Source organism: Mycobacterium sp. ML4 (genome assembly GCF_054515735.1).
Window position 1 is genome coordinate 161,776 of sequence record NZ_JBTNSY010000002.1, and the last position, 13,430, is coordinate 175,205.

Consider the following 13,430-nt stretch of genomic DNA (forward strand, 5'->3'; position numbering starts at 1 on the left):
GCCGCTACCCCGAGGTGCCCGCTGTCGAGTCGGCGTGCAGAAGCGGGCGCAGTTTCGCCGTCTTGTCGGGCGTCCAGCCTGGCGGTGACAGCACGGCCGCCCAGCCGTCGGCACAGTTGGCGACGTAGCGGTGACCATGGCCGTCGGGGACGTCGACTGCGACCGCCATGTCGGCCGAGACCTGCAGGAACGTCACCAGAGGGATCCAGTGGGTGCCGGGCAGGACGTCGTAGCCCCGCTTCTCACGCAGCCAGTCCGGTTCGCTGAACAACAGGTCGGGCGTCCACCAGGCGATCGGGTCGGAGGCGTGCTGCAGGTACACCACCCTCGGGTGGCCCCACTGCGCCTGCGGCCGGTCGAGGTTCTCGGGCCGGGCAACGAAACGGACGTTGTGGCCGTCCTCGTAGATCGGCAGCCACTCCGGGGAACCTTTATCTCGGTTGGCGGTCAGCTGTGTCCAGATGGTGTTGTTGAACGTCGGCCCGCTGAACAATGCGCCGTCAGTGCGAGCCAGAACGTTGTTGAGACTCATGAACGACGCTTCACCGCCGAACGATCCCAGGCTCTCGCCGAAGACGACGAGCTTGGGCCGCTTGAACTCCGGCATCTGCCGGATCAGCTTGTCGACGGCTTCGAACAGCGCCTGGCCGGCGTGCCGCGCGTTCTCCTTGTCCACCAGGAACGACAGCCAGCTGGGCAGGAACGAGTACTGCATGCTCACGATCGCGGTGTTGCCGTTGTACATGTATTCCAGCGCCGAAGCTTCGGCCTCATTGACCCAGCCGGTGCCGGTGGTCGTTGCCACCGCGACGACCGCTCGTTGCAGGCCACCGGTCCGCAGCAGTTCCTGAGCCGCCAGGTCGGCCGTTGCGTCGATGTCTTCAGCGGATTTCAGCCCCGCGTAAGCCCGGATCGGTTCGATGGCCGGGATCCCGTTGAAGGCGGTCAACTTGCTGACCGGAGGCCCACCCTCGACGAAGATCCGGCCCTGATGCCCCAGCGACTCCCATGACACCAGTGAACCCGGCCCGCCGGAGCGCAACTTGGACGTCGGTGCGCTGAAGCCGGGCTCCATCTCATTGTTGACGGCGGCGAAACTGCCGTTCATCGATCGCATCGCGAATTTGAGCACGACGCCGTTGAGCAAGCTGATCGTCAGCACGATCAGCCCGATCACCACGATGGTCGCCGACACCCGGAAAGGCGCGATCCGATCCACTTGTCCCACAAGCAGAATGACCACCCGCCGAATGAGCTGGCCGATCTCGACCAACGAGAACAGCACGATCACCGACAATGCCGCGGTCAGCGGGTAGTCGTACCACTTCAGGTGCTCGACGCCCATCATGTCGCGTACTTCGTCCTGCCAGACGTGGAAACGGATCGCCATGACGACGATCCCGATCGCGCCGACGCCGATAAGTGGCGGCCAAACCCACGGCGGCGCAGGGGGGCTGGAGTCTTGCGAGCGCATGTACCGGACCAGCCACACGGCGAACACGCCCAGGCCGTATCCGATGGCGCCCGAGCACCCGCTGACCACTCCCTGGAACAGGGGACCGCGGGGCAACAGCGACGGCGTCAGCGACAGCCATACGAAGATCAGGCCGAACAGGGTCCCGGTGTAGGTGTAGTGGCGGACCCACCAGCGGCCGCGATACCGGTGCCACCAGGGTGCGTTTTCCGCGGCGTCGGTGGGTTCCGACGTGTCTTGCTCGGAGGCTACCGTTGGGGACTTGGTCATCGGTGGGTGAAGTCGGGCGGCCGCTTGTCGATGAAGGCCGCCATGCCCTCGGACTGATCGTCGGTGGCGAATGTCGAGTGGAAAAGCCGGCGCTCGTACAGAAGTCCCTCGGCCAGAGTCGATTCGAAGGCGCGGTTAACCGCCTCTTTGGCCATCTGGGCCGACGGCAGGGACATCTGCGAGATGGTGGCCGCGACCGCCTTGGCCTCGGCGAGCAAGTCGTCGGCGGGTACCACCCGCGAAACCAGGCCGCTGCGTTCGGCTTCCGCCGCGTCGATGGTGCGTCCGGTCAGGATGAGGTCCATCGCCTTGGCCTTGCCGATTGCCCGGGTCAGGCGCTGCGATCCGCCCATGCCGGGAATAACGCCGAGCTTGATCTCCGGTTGCCCGAATTTCGCTGTGTCGGCGGCGATCAACAGGTCGCACATCATCGCCAGCTCGCAGCCGCCGCCGAGGGCGTACCCGGCGACCGCCGCGATCGTGGGCGTGCGCACGGCGGCCAGCCGGCCCCAGGTGGCGAAGAAATCGGCGCCGAAGGCGTCGGCGAACGACAGCCCGGCCATCTCCTTGATGTCGGCACCGGCGGCGAAAGCCTTGGCCGAACCGGTGATGACGATCGCCCCGATGCCTGGATCGCCATCCAAATCCGTTGCAGCGCTGGTGACTTCGTTCATCACCTGACTATTGAGGGCGTTGAGCGCCTTGGGCCGGTTCAGCGTGATGATGCCGACTCGCTCTTCGCGTTCGACCAGGATGGTTTCGTACGGCACGGGTGTTACCTCCTAGAACGTCAGGTCGTCGTCGACGGGCGCGAAGTATGCTGCGACGTCGGCCACGGTGACCTCGGCCAGCGATGCCGGCGACCACTTCGGATTGCGGTCCTTATCGACCAGTTGGGCGCGAATGCCCTCCACCAAGTCGTGCGAGCGCAGCGACGCCGACGAGACCCGATAGTCTTGCACCAGAACATCATCCAGCGTTTTTAGCTCGGCAGCGCGGCGCACCGCCTCGAAAGTCACCGAGAGTGCGATGGGGGAGCGGGTGCCGATCAGATCGGCGGCGTCGTGCGCGGCTGGGCTGTCATGGTCCCGCAGTGCAGCCACGATATCGATCACGCTGTCGGCCGAGTAGCACTCGTCGATCCATTCCCGTTGCGCCGCAAGCTCGCTCGGTGGTGGTTCGATCGCGTGCTTGGCCAGTGCGCCCTCGACGCCGTTGGTGGCGACCGCCGCGGTGAACGCGTCGAGCTCGCTGTGGGGCAGGTAATGATCAGCAAATCCCAGCGCGATGGCGTCGGCACCGCTGAACGGCGCGCCGGTGAGCGCGGCATGCAGACCCAGCTTGCCGGGTGCGCGAGACAGCAGGAATACACCGCCGACGTCGGGGATGAAGCCGATGCCCACCTCGGGCATCGCCACCTTCGAGGTGTCGGTCACCACCCGGGTGTTGCCATGTGCGCTGACGCCGACGCCACCGCCCATCACGATGCCGTCCATCACCGCCACGTATGGCTTGGTAAACCGCCCGATCAATCCGTTCATCAGGTACTCGTCGCGCCAGAACCGCCGCGCATCGGCCCCGTCCTTGCGCGCGCTGTGATAGACGGCGACCACGTCGCCGCCGGCACACAGTCCGCGCTCGCCGGCGCCGGTAAGCACCACCGCGCGCACCGCGTCGTCGCGGCCCCACCTGATGAGCACGGTGCTGAGGATGTCCACCATCGTCTGGTTCAGCGAGTTGATGGCCTTGGGCCGGTTGAGGGTCACGTAGCCGACTCCGTCGACGACGCGGGTCAGGACTTCGTCGGATTCTCCGGTCACGGCCTCAGTCATGCGCTCGTCTCTCCCCTCCGCCGCAATCCGCCCCAGCCCGGATCAGTCGGGCCATGAGTTTGACGAGCAATCTAGATCGTGACTCGCCCGGCGATGTCCCCGGGGCTAAGGTTTAGGGTGGCCCACACGAGCTATACGGGTCCGGTACTGACCACAAAGCAGCAGCTCCGCAGGGAACTCGGGCGGACCGCCACTCGTTGAGCGATTGTTCGCACGTTCGAAGCCATAGCATTTGAGAGAGGATCCGACGGTGCGGGAGACAAGTAACCCGGTATTTCGTTCGCTGCCCAAGCAGGCGGGCGGATACGCGCAATTCGGCCCCGGTGTTCAGGCGGGCTATCCGGCTGACCCCTACGCGCCCTACCAGCAGGGGCGTGAGGCTCGCGTCTCGCGCCCGCTCACCATCGACGACGTCGTCACCAAGACCGGTCTGACGCTGGCGATGCTCTCGGCCACCGCGATCGTGTCCTATTTCCTGGTCGCGGCCAACTTGAGCCTGGCGATGCCGCTGACCATGGTCGGCGCCTTCGGTGGGTTGGGCCTGGTGCTGATCGCCACGCTGGGGCGCAAGCAGGACAACCCGGCGATCGTGCTCAGCTATGCCGCGCTGGAGGGGTTGTTCCTCGGCGCGATCTCCTTCCTTCTCGCCAACTTCTCGGTGGGCTCGGCGAATGCCGGCATGCTCATCGGGGAGGCGGTGCTCGGCACCCTCGGCGTGTTCTTCGGCATGCTGGTCGTCTACAAGACCGGCGCGATCCGGGTCACTCCGAGGTTCACCCGCATGCTCGTCGCCGCGATGTTCGGCGTGCTGGTGCTGATGCTGGGTAACTTCGTGCTGGCGATGTTCCATGTCGGCGGCGGTGAGGGTCTTGGCCTGCGCAGTGCCGGACCGATCGGGATCATCTTCTCGCTGGTCTGCATCGGTATCGCAGCCTTCAGCTTCCTCATCGACTTCGACGCGGCCGACCAGATGATTCGCGCAGGTGCGCCGGACAAGGCTGCCTGGGGTATCGCACTGGGCCTGACGGTGACGCTGGTCTGGTTGTACCTGGAAATTCTGCGGCTGCTGAGTTATCTGCAGAACGACTAAACCCTCGACGGGCAAAGCCGGCACCCTCCGGTGCCGGCTTTTTTCTTGTCCGGCGTGTTGGGGGGCTGCGGGTCGTTCGGCGTTGGGTCTGCGTTGAGGCTGTTGCTTACTCGCGGTTTGTCGTCCTGGCCGCAGAATCAACCCGTCGTCCGGGCATCCCATGCGCACTTGACTCGACGAATCACGTCGCTGGGTCGGTGGCGGCTGACTACACGGATGACGATCCATCCGACTCCGGCGATGTAGTCCTGCCGGTCGACGTCCCGCGCGTACTGGGTTGGGTCGGTCCAATGCTGGTCGCCGTCGTATTCGGCAGCCACCTTGATTTCCTCCCAACCCATATCGAGGAAGTAGCGGGGGAAGCCGTCGCGGCCCAGCACGGGTATCTGCGTCTGAGGCCTCGGAAAGCCAGCGTTTACCAGCAGCAAGCGCAGCCAGGTCTCTCGTGGTGATTGAGCTCCGGCGTCCACTAGTTCCAGTGCGGCTTCGAGTTGACGCAAGCCTCGCACGCGTGGATGGCGCGCTGCCAACTCGCAGACGTCGGGCACCTTGAAGTCTGTCGCGGCGCCGAGCGCGTCGAGATTGGCGACGGCGTGACCGAAGGGCCCTCGCCGACCAATATCGAATGCCGTCCGCTCCGGAGTCGTCACCGACAGTCCCTCTAGCGATTGGATTTCGCCACCCAGCAAGAGCTCTTCACGCGCGATGACGCGCTGCGTGTCCTCGCGTTCCGGCAGATCAACTCGATCGGCGCCGCCTGATCAATCCACTTGGAGCCGTGCATCGCCGACGCCGATGTGCCGGCAATCACCGCCTGCCGCCGCGACCATAACCACGCCGCCGTTGTGCGTTGTCGCAGCGTCGGCTCGACCCGCTTGTCCAGGTAAACATTTGGCATGATCGCGCGGTAGCACCTGCGCAGCTCATGCCGGGTCAGGATTCCGTCGGCCAGCGCCTCACCGCCGATGAACGGTTGCCGCGCGCTGTTCATGCCGACATGGTGGCTGTCGGCACCGACACCGCTGTTGGTTCTGCGGTGTGGGCGACGAATTGCGAGTAGCCCCCGCCCTCAGCGCAGGCTCAACGCCGGAAAGCGGCTAGGAGAGCCGCTCGATCACCATCGCCATGCCCTGGCCGCCGCCGACGCACATGGTTTCCAACCCGAACGTCTTGTCATGTGTCGTCAGGTTGTTCAGCAGCGTGGCGGTGATTCGGGCACCGGTCATGCCGAACGGGTGGCCCAGTGCAATGGCCCCACCGGAGACGTTGAGTTTGTCCTCGTCGATGCCCAGCTCCCGCGCCGAGCCGAGCACCTGCACCGCGAAGGCCTCGTTGATCTCGAACAGGTCGATGTCGGACACCGACATCCCGGCCCGGGCCAGCGCCTGCTTGGTGGCCTCGATCGGGCCGAGGCCCATGATCTCGGGCGACAGGCCGCTGACCCCGGTGGACACGATGCGCGCCAGCGGTTTGAGACCAAGTTCTTTGGCCTTGACGTCGCTGGTGATCACCACCGCCGCGGCACCGTCGTTCAACGGGCAGGCGTTGCCCGCGGTAACCGTACCGTTGGGCCGGAACACCGGCTTGAGCTCACTGATCTTCTCGTACGTCGTCCCGGCTCGTGGGCCGTCATCGGTGCTGACCGTCGAACCATCGGGCAGGGTGACCGGGGAGATCTCCCGCTCGAAGAAGCCGCTCTTGATCGCTTCCTCGGCCCGGTTTTGACTGCGCACGCCCCAGTGGTCCTGGTCCTCCCGGGAGATGCCCGTCAGCAAGGCGACATTCTCGGCGGTCTGGCCCATCGCGATGTAGATGTCGGGCACGGTCCCGTCGGCGCGGGGGTCGTGCCATTCCTCGGCTCCCGCGGCGGCGGTGGTGGTGCGTTCCTGGGCGGCGTCGTAGAGCGGATTCTTGGTGTCTGGCCACCCGTCGGCGTTGCCCTTGCCGAAGCGGGACACAGTCTCCACTCCGGCGGAGACGAAGACGTCGCCCTCGCCGGCCTTGATCGCGTGGAAAGCCATCCGGGTGGTCTGCAGCGACGACGAGCAGTAACGGTTGACGGTGGTGCCCGGCAGGAAGTCGTACCCCAGCGCCACGGCGACTACCCGAGCGATGTTGAAGCCGGACTCACCGCCGGGCTGGCCGCAACCCATGATCAGGTCATCGATCTGGTGGGGGTTGAGCGCGGGTACCTTGTCGAGCGCGGCACGTACCATCTGGGCGGCCAGATCGTCGGGCCGCATGCTGATCAGCGACCCCTTCATGGCGCGGCCGATCGGCGAGCGGGCAGTTGAAACGATGACGGCTTCCGGCATGACGGCTCCTCGGGTGGGGTGTGCGAAGCCGAGCCTAACGCGCCTTACCCGGAGGCAGCCGCGGCGGTCGCACGCGCCGGCGACGTGCGGGGCCACAACCGCGACACGATGGTTCGCCGGGCGGCAGCGACCGGTACCGGGGTCGGGCGAGCCAGCACGGGGATCTTCTCGCTCAATGCTTCGCACAGCGCCGCCAGCAATTGTTCGGCCGCCTCGGCATAGCCGGCGGCCGAGGGGTGGTAGCGGTCGGAGGAGAACATCAATTCGGGCATCTCGCGGAATTTCGGTGCCAGGAGATGGGCCAGGGGAACCGGCACACCACCGGCCGCGGTGACGGCCGCGGCCTGAGCCCGGGCGAGCTGGAGGCCGCGGGTGCGCGCCACGGAGCGCAGGGGCTGCGGGATCGCGGTAATGAGCCCGAAATCCGGGCAGGTGCCGACCACCACGGTCGCTCCCCGGTTGCGCAGCTTGCGCACCGAGGTGCCCAGCCGCTGCGCCGACGGTCCAATGCCGTTGAGCGCGGTGATGTCGTTCGCGCCGATGATGATCACCGCGATATCCGGCGGCGGCCCAGCGACGAACATTGCGTCGACCTGACCCAGCACGCCCTTGGACGTGGCACCGACAATAGCTTTGGTGCTCAGCCTGATTCGCAAGCCGCTCTGCTCGGCGAGCCTGCGGGCGATGACCACGCCCGGCACCTCCTCGGCGGTGGCGCACCCGTAACCCGTCGCGGTCGAGTCGCCGAAGATCATCAGGTGCAGATCGAACGGTGTGCCGTATCGCCACCGCTGCACCGGTCCGCCATCCCGGGTGTAGACGCCGTCTGCCCGCGGCGGCGGGTCCCAGGATTTGGGGATCACGGTACGCACATGCATCGCCTGGCCAACCAGCAGGTTGCGTGCGCCCAGATAGGCCGAGCCCGTCGAGGCGAGTGCACCCGCTGTGGCCAGAGCGATCGTCGAACGCCGCGGCACATGCACGCCCACGTGCACTAGTTTAGGACGGTTGTGCTGATTTCGGGGGTAGCTGACAAACAAAGCGGTTACGGTGTGAAACAGATGTGGTATCGAAACTGATTAAGTGGATGTTGAGTGGGTAAAGGACTGTCAAGCTAAGTCTGCGAGGTTGACTGAACGGATAGCTCAGCTTCTTCGTCGCATGCTGTATCGGACTACAACGGCGTAGGAAGTGTTGAGCATGACTGCACCCGGAAAGGTATCTGGCTCTCCGAGAGTCGCCATTCGCCCACGCGACGCGCTGAAGGCTCGTAGACTCGAAGCCCGCAGGTTCGCGATCAGTGACGGTGCGCCAGTCGAGGTTCTCGAAGCTGGTCCGAGTGTCGCTGCGCGGTTAGCCACGCTGGCATCGCGTGTGACAATTCGGCCGGTTTTGGCGGCTGGCAGCTATGTGCCTCATTTGCCTTGGCCATGGGGACTGATCGACCACGCTGCGCGCGTGCTGTTGCCCGCGACCAGCACCGTGAGAGCCGAAGTAACCCTGCCAAACGCGTCGGCGCAGTTGGTTCGGGCGGCAGGGGTACTGCCGGCCGACGGCACCCGGCGGGTGGTGCTCTACCTCCACGGCGGAGCGTTCCTGACCTGCGGAGCAAACTCGCACGGTCGGCTGGTCGAATCCCTCTCCAAGTTTGCTGACGCGCCCATTCTCGTTGTCAACTACCGGCTGATGCCCAAGCACTCAATCGGGATGGCGCTGGACGACTGTCACGACGGGTACCGCTGGCTGCGGCTGTTGGGCTACGAACCGGACCAGATTGTGCTCGCCGGTGACTCTGCCGGCGGGTACCTCGCGCTCTCGCTGGCGCAGCGTTTGCAACGCGAGGGCGAGGAGCCGGCAGCCCTCGTCGCGATCTCGCCGTTGCTGCAGCTGGCAAAGGAAGATAAGCAGGCGCATCCCAACATCAAAACGGACGCGATGTTCCCCTCGAGGGCCTTCGATGCGCTTGGTGCTTTGGTTGCTAGCTGTGCCGCGAAGAACACCGTGGACGGGAAACCGGAAGCGGTTTACGAGCCGTTGGACCACATCGAGCCGGGCTTGCCGCGCACGTTGATTCACGTGTCCGGGTCCGAGGTACTGCTGCACGACGCGCAGTTGGCGGCGAGCAGGCTGGCGGCGGCCGGGGTGCCGGCCGAGGTGCGAGTGTGGCCGGGGCAGGTGCACGACTTCCAGGTAGCGGGGCCGCTGCTGCCGGAGGCCGCCCGTTCGTTGCGTCAGATCGGCGAGTACATCCGCGAAGCCACCGGATAGCACCCGGATAGCGCTCGTGCGCCGTCCGACACCGCCTGCGACGATAGGCGCATGCGGATTGCGCAGCACCTCAGTGACCTCATCGGCGGCACGCCATTGGTTCGGCTGAACTCCGTCGTCCCCGACGGCGCCGGTGTCGTGGCGGCGAAGGTGGAATACCTCAACCCGGGTGGCAGCTCCAAGGACCGCATCGCCGAGCGGATGATCGACGCCGCCGAAGCGAGCGGCGCGCTGCGACCGGGGGGCACCATCGTCGAACCGACGTCGGGCAATACCGGTGTCGGGCTTGCCCTGGTTGCCCAGCGGCGCGGCTACAAGTGTGTGTTCGTGTGCCCTGACAAAGTCGGGGAAGACAAGCGAAACGTGTTGCAGGCCTACGGCGCCGAGGTGGTGGTATGCCCGACGGCGGTGCCGCCGAACGATCCGGACAGTTATTACAGCGTCTCGGACCGACTGGTCCGCGAGATCGACGGGGCCTGGAAACCCGACCAGTACTCCAACCCCGAGGGGCCGGCCAGCCACTACGCGACCACCGGGCCCGAGATCTGGAATGACACCGACGGCAGGGTGACCCACTTCGTCGCCGGCATCGGCACCGGCGGCACGATCACCGGCGCGGGCCGCTACCTCAAAGAGGTCTCCGACGGGCGGGTGCGCATCATCGGCGCCGACCCGGAGGGGTCGGTGTATTCGGGCGGCACCGGTCGGCCTTACCTCGTCGAGGGCGTCGGTGAGGACTTCTGGCCGGCCGCCTATGACCCGTCGGTGCCCGACGAGATCATCGCCGTCTCGGACTCCGACTCGTTCGACATGACCAGACGGCTTGCCCGCGAGGAAGCGATGCTGGTCGGCGGGTCGTGCGGGATGGCAGTCGTCGCCGCGCTCAAGGTGGCCGAACAGGCCGGCCCGGACGCACTGATCGTGGTGCTCCTGCCGGACGGCGGTCGCGGCTACATGGCCAAGATCTTCAACGACGCTTGGATGTCGTCCTACGGTTTCCTGCGCAGCAGGCTGGACGGCTCGGCCGAGGAGTCCACGGTCGGCGACGTGTTACGCCGCAAGTCCGGTGCCCTGCCTGACCTCGTGCACACCCATCCGTCAGAGACGGTGCGTGATGCCATCGGGATCCTGCGCGAGTACGGGGTGTCGCAGATGCCGGTCGTGGGGGCAGAGCCGCCGGTGATGGCCGGGGAGGTCGCCGGCAGTGTCTCGGAGCGGGAACTGCTCTCGGCGGTCTTTGAAGGCCGTGCGAAGCTGGCCGATGCGGTCTCCCAGCACATGAGCCCACCGTTGCGGTTGATCGGGGCCGGCGAACTTGTCAGCGCGGCCGGCAAGGCGCTGCGGGATCAGGATGCGCTGATGGTGGTCGAGGAAGGTAAACCCGTCGGGGTGATCACTCGCTACGACCTGTTGGGCTTCCTGTCCGAGGGAACCCGCCGCCGCTAGTGCGGCTGTGATGCGGGGCGCAGCGCTCGGGTACTGTAACCGGCTTAGTTCAGCAAACCCCGCGTTGGAAGGTTGCCCAATGACCGATCAGCCGCCGCCCGGCGGGCCTTATTCCCCACCGCCCACGCCGCCGAGCTCATCCGGTGCAGCGCCGTCCGGCGGACATCTGCCGCCGTCCCCGCCGCCCCCACCCGGCAGCAGTGGTGACTTCGCTCCGTCGGTAGGGGGCTCCGCGCCACCTCCTCCACCGCCGCCTCCTCCCGCGGGGGGCTACCCGCCGCCCCCTCCGTCCGCCGGCGGCTACGCGCCGCCGCCGCCGGGGCCGGCCATCCGCGAGTTGCCCTCGGAGTCCTACACGCCGTGGCTTACCCGGGTGCTCGCCTACCTCATCGACGTGGTGCCGGTCATCGTCGTGTACGGCATCGCCTTGGTGATCGCTCTCGTCACCCAACAGGAGTCGTGCGTGACCAGCGTCAATCAGTACAGCGTCGCGCAGTACTGCTACACCGAGGACTCCATCCTCGGCTTCCTGGCCCAGGGGCTGGCGACGCTGGTGATCCTGGCCTATGTGGTCTGGAACTACGGCTACAGGCAAGGCACCACGGGCTCGAGCATCGGCAAGTCGATCCTGAAGTTCAAGGTGGTCAGCGAAGTCACCGGAGAGCCGATCGGATTCGGCATGTCGGTCGTTCGGCAGCTCGCGCACATCGTTGACATGATCCCCTGTTATGTCGGCTTCCTGTTCCCGCTGTGGGACAAAAAGCGCCAGACGCTGGCCGATAAGATCATGACGACCGTCTGCCTGCCATTGGAATCCGAGGGCGGCAAAATCGCTGCATAACGAGGCGATTGACGCAAGTCGCCCCGGCCCGGTCAGCTGTGGCCGGGGTGGCGGTCGTCAGCGCGGCGATTAGGCTGGCAGTCGATGAGCGACGATCCCACGTTTACCGGGCTGGCCACCAAGGCCATCCACGCCGGCTACCGTCCCGATCCGGCCACCGGCGCCGTCAACGCCCCGATCTATGCCAGCAGCACCTTCGCCCAGGACGGCGTCGGCGGCCTGCGTGGAGGATTCGAATACGCCCGCACCGGCAACCCGACTCGGGCCGCGCTCGAGGCCTCGCTGGCGGCGGTTGAGGGCGGTACGTGCGGGCGGGCTTTCAGTTCCGGCATGGCCGCCACCGACTGTGCGTTGCGGGCCATCCTTCGTCCCGGCGACCACCTCGTCATCCCCGACGATGCCTACGGCGGAACTTTCCGCTTGGTCGACAAGGTATTCACCCGATGGGGCGTCGGATACACGCCGGCGGCGTTGTCGGACCTGGACGCGGTGCGCGCCGCGATCACCTCGCGCACGAAACTGATCTGGGTCGAGACGCCCACCAACCCGTTGCTGTCGATCGCCGACATCGGCGGGATTGCTCAACTGGGGGCGGAGCATTCGGTGAAAGTGTTGGTGGACAACACTTTTGCTTCGCCCGCGCTGCAGCAGCCGTTGACGTTGGGTGCCGACGTGGTGTTGCATTCGACCACCAAGTACATCGGCGGACACTCCGACGTGGTCGGCGGCGCGTTGGTGACCAACGACGAGGAACTGGACCAGGCGTTCGCTTTTTTGCAGAACGGCGCCGGCGCGGTGCCCGGTCCCTTCGACGCCTACCTCACCATGCGCGGCCTGAAGACTCTGGTGCTGCGGATGCAGCGGCACAGCGAAAATGCCGCGGCGGTGGCGGAATTCCTGGCCGGCCATCCGGCGGTGAGCACCGTGCTGTATCCGGGTCTGCCCAGCCATCGTGGGCACGAGGTCGCCGCCAGGCAGATGCGCGGTTTCGGCGGCATGGTCTCGGTGCGGATGCGGGCCGGGCGGGCTGCTGCCGAGAAATTGTGCGCCAAGACCAGCGTCTTCATTCTCGCCGAGTCGCTGGGTGGGGTGGAATCACTGATCGAGCACCCCAGTGCCATGACGCATGCCTCCACGGCCGGTTCGCAGCTGGAAGTTCCCGACGACCTGGTTCGGCTGTCAGTCGGAATCGAGGACGTCGCTGATCTACTGGCGGACCTGGAGCAGGCGCTGGGCTGATCACCGCCAGCAGACGCGAAATAGCACGCAGATGACGCGATCAGTGCGAGTTTGCGACTGCTCGCGGTCAGTCAGGAGTGGTACGGCTCCGCGCTGACCAACGTGACGGAGACGGTGTTGCCGCTGGGCACCTTGTAGCTGCGCGTCTCCCCGACCTTGGCGTCGATCAGCGCACCGCCCAGCGGTGAATTCGGCGAATACACCTCGAGCTTCCCGTCGTTCACACCCTCCTGGCGGGTGGCGATCAAAAAGGTCTCGGTGTCGTCCTTGTCACCGTTGTAGTACACCTTCACCACCGAACCCGGCAGCGCCACGCCGGACTGCTTGGGCGCCTCGCCGACCTTGGCATTGTTGAGCAGGTCCTGCAGCTGACGGATACGGGCCTCCTGCTGGCCCTGCTCCTCGCGGGCCGCGTGATATCCACCGTTCTCGCGCAGGTCGCCCTCTTCGCGGCGGTCGTTGATTTCCGCGGCGATCACCGGACGATTCGCGATCAGCTGGTCGAGCTCGGCCTTGAGTCGGTCATGTGACTCCTGGGTCAACCAGGTCACCTGAGTGTCCGTCATCTCGTGGCGCTCCTTGTGTTCGTTCTTCCGCGTATTCGCGCGGCTTGGTGGTCCCTCGTCGAGGGAAGTCTGCGCGTCCCCACCCCGGG

At 66.1% G+C, this 13,430-nt stretch carries 11 protein-coding genes and 1 pseudogene; 5 read left to right on the top strand and 7 right to left on the bottom strand.

The genetic code is table 11. The features are described 5' to 3' along the window. Positions 1-4 precede the first annotated feature (4 nt). The 3 genes from ACX9NE_RS02750 to ACX9NE_RS02760 are packed head-to-tail and all read right to left on the bottom strand — an operon-like array spanning position 5 to position 3,564. Positions 5-1,744: an alpha/beta hydrolase gene (locus ACX9NE_RS02750; protein WP_459359908.1), complete on the bottom strand. Its 1,740-nt coding sequence runs from the start codon at positions 1,742-1,744 to the stop codon at positions 5-7. After that, the gene (locus ACX9NE_RS02755) at positions 1,741-2,514 is read right to left on the bottom strand and encodes an enoyl-CoA hydratase (protein ID WP_459359907.1); all 774 of its coding nucleotides are present in this window, start codon (positions 2,512-2,514) and stop codon (positions 1,741-1,743) included. The genes ACX9NE_RS02750 and ACX9NE_RS02755 overlap by 4 nt, the downstream gene beginning before the upstream one ends. A gap of 12 nt (positions 2,515-2,526) precedes the next feature. Next, positions 2,527-3,564, bottom strand: a complete 1,038-nt coding sequence (locus ACX9NE_RS02760) for an enoyl-CoA hydratase/isomerase family protein (protein ID WP_459360063.1) — start codon at positions 3,562-3,564, stop codon at positions 2,527-2,529. Between the two features lie 262 nt (positions 3,565-3,826). Here ACX9NE_RS02760 and ACX9NE_RS02765 point away from each other — a divergent pair, with 262 nt between their 5' ends. Beyond that, positions 3,827-4,666 carry a Bax inhibitor-1/YccA family protein gene (locus ACX9NE_RS02765; RefSeq protein WP_459359906.1) on the top strand — a complete coding sequence of 280 codons (840 nt, stop codon included), beginning with the start codon at positions 3,827-3,829 and terminating at the stop codon, positions 4,664-4,666. A gap of 137 nt (positions 4,667-4,803) precedes the next feature. Here the strand turns inward: ACX9NE_RS02765 and ACX9NE_RS02770 are convergent. The 3 genes and pseudogenes from ACX9NE_RS02770 to ACX9NE_RS02780 form a co-directional block, all read right to left on the bottom strand. Beyond that, positions 4,804-5,657: pseudogene (locus ACX9NE_RS02770) on the bottom strand (endonuclease domain-containing protein). A gap of 106 nt (positions 5,658-5,763) precedes the next feature. Continuing rightward, positions 5,764-6,981: an acetyl-CoA C-acetyltransferase gene (locus tag ACX9NE_RS02775; protein WP_459359905.1), complete on the bottom strand. Its 1,218-nt coding sequence runs from the start codon at positions 6,979-6,981 to the stop codon at positions 5,764-5,766. A gap of 44 nt (positions 6,982-7,025) precedes the next feature. Continuing rightward, a complete protein-coding gene (locus tag ACX9NE_RS02780; RefSeq protein ID WP_459360062.1) occupies positions 7,026-7,958 on the bottom strand; it encodes an SGNH/GDSL hydrolase family protein in 933 nt (310 codons plus the stop codon). A gap of 223 nt (positions 7,959-8,181) precedes the next feature. On the opposite strand from ACX9NE_RS02780, the gene ACX9NE_RS02785 reads away from it, so the two are divergent. The 4 genes from ACX9NE_RS02785 to ACX9NE_RS02800 all read left to right on the top strand — a co-directional run bounded on the left by ACX9NE_RS02785 (position 8,182) and on the right by ACX9NE_RS02800 (position 12,775). After that, a complete protein-coding gene (locus tag ACX9NE_RS02785) occupies positions 8,182-9,249 on the top strand; it encodes an alpha/beta hydrolase (protein ID WP_459359904.1) in 1,068 nt (355 codons plus the stop codon). Positions 9,250-9,300: 51 nt separating this feature from the next. Beyond that, the gene (locus tag ACX9NE_RS02790; RefSeq protein WP_459359903.1) at positions 9,301-10,695 is read left to right on the top strand and encodes a cystathionine beta-synthase; all 1,395 of its coding nucleotides are present in this window, start codon (positions 9,301-9,303) and stop codon (positions 10,693-10,695) included. Between the two features lie 79 nt (positions 10,696-10,774). Then, the gene (locus ACX9NE_RS02795; protein ID WP_459359902.1) at positions 10,775-11,536 is read left to right on the top strand and encodes an RDD family protein; all 762 of its coding nucleotides are present in this window, start codon (positions 10,775-10,777) and stop codon (positions 11,534-11,536) included. Between the two features lie 84 nt (positions 11,537-11,620). Next, complete coding sequence (locus tag ACX9NE_RS02800) at positions 11,621-12,775, top strand: cystathionine gamma-synthase (protein WP_459359901.1); 1,155 nt, start codon at positions 11,621-11,623, stop codon at positions 12,773-12,775. A 71-nt stretch (positions 12,776-12,846) separates the two neighbouring features. Here the strand turns inward: ACX9NE_RS02800 and greA are convergent, their stop codons facing one another. Continuing rightward, the gene (gene greA / locus ACX9NE_RS02805) at positions 12,847-13,341 is read right to left on the bottom strand and encodes a transcription elongation factor GreA (RefSeq protein WP_459359900.1); all 495 of its coding nucleotides are present in this window, start codon (positions 13,339-13,341) and stop codon (positions 12,847-12,849) included. Positions 13,342-13,430: the final 89 nt, after the last annotated feature.

What these genes read in the sequence shown, in the direction of transcription:
- ACX9NE_RS02750 (WP_459359908.1), bottom strand. Translation starts at nt 1,744, where the DNA reads ATGACCAAGTCCCCAACGGTAGCCTCCGAGCAAGACACGTCGGAACCC.
- ACX9NE_RS02775 (WP_459359905.1), bottom strand. Translation starts at nt 6,981, where the DNA reads ATGCCGGAAGCCGTCATCGTTTCAACTGCCCGCTCGCCGATCGGCCGC.
- ACX9NE_RS02785 (WP_459359904.1), top strand. Translation starts at nt 8,182, where the DNA reads ATGACTGCACCCGGAAAGGTATCTGGCTCTCCGAGAGTCGCCATTCGC.
- ACX9NE_RS02790 (WP_459359903.1), top strand. Translation starts at nt 9,301, where the DNA reads ATGCGGATTGCGCAGCACCTCAGTGACCTCATCGGCGGCACGCCATTG.
- ACX9NE_RS02795 (WP_459359902.1), top strand. Translation starts at nt 10,775, where the DNA reads ATGACCGATCAGCCGCCGCCCGGCGGGCCTTATTCCCCACCGCCCACG.
- ACX9NE_RS02800 (WP_459359901.1), top strand. Translation starts at nt 11,621, where the DNA reads ATGAGCGACGATCCCACGTTTACCGGGCTGGCCACCAAGGCCATCCAC.
- greA (WP_459359900.1), bottom strand. Translation starts at nt 13,341, where the DNA reads ATGACGGACACTCAGGTGACCTGGTTGACCCAGGAGTCACATGACCGA.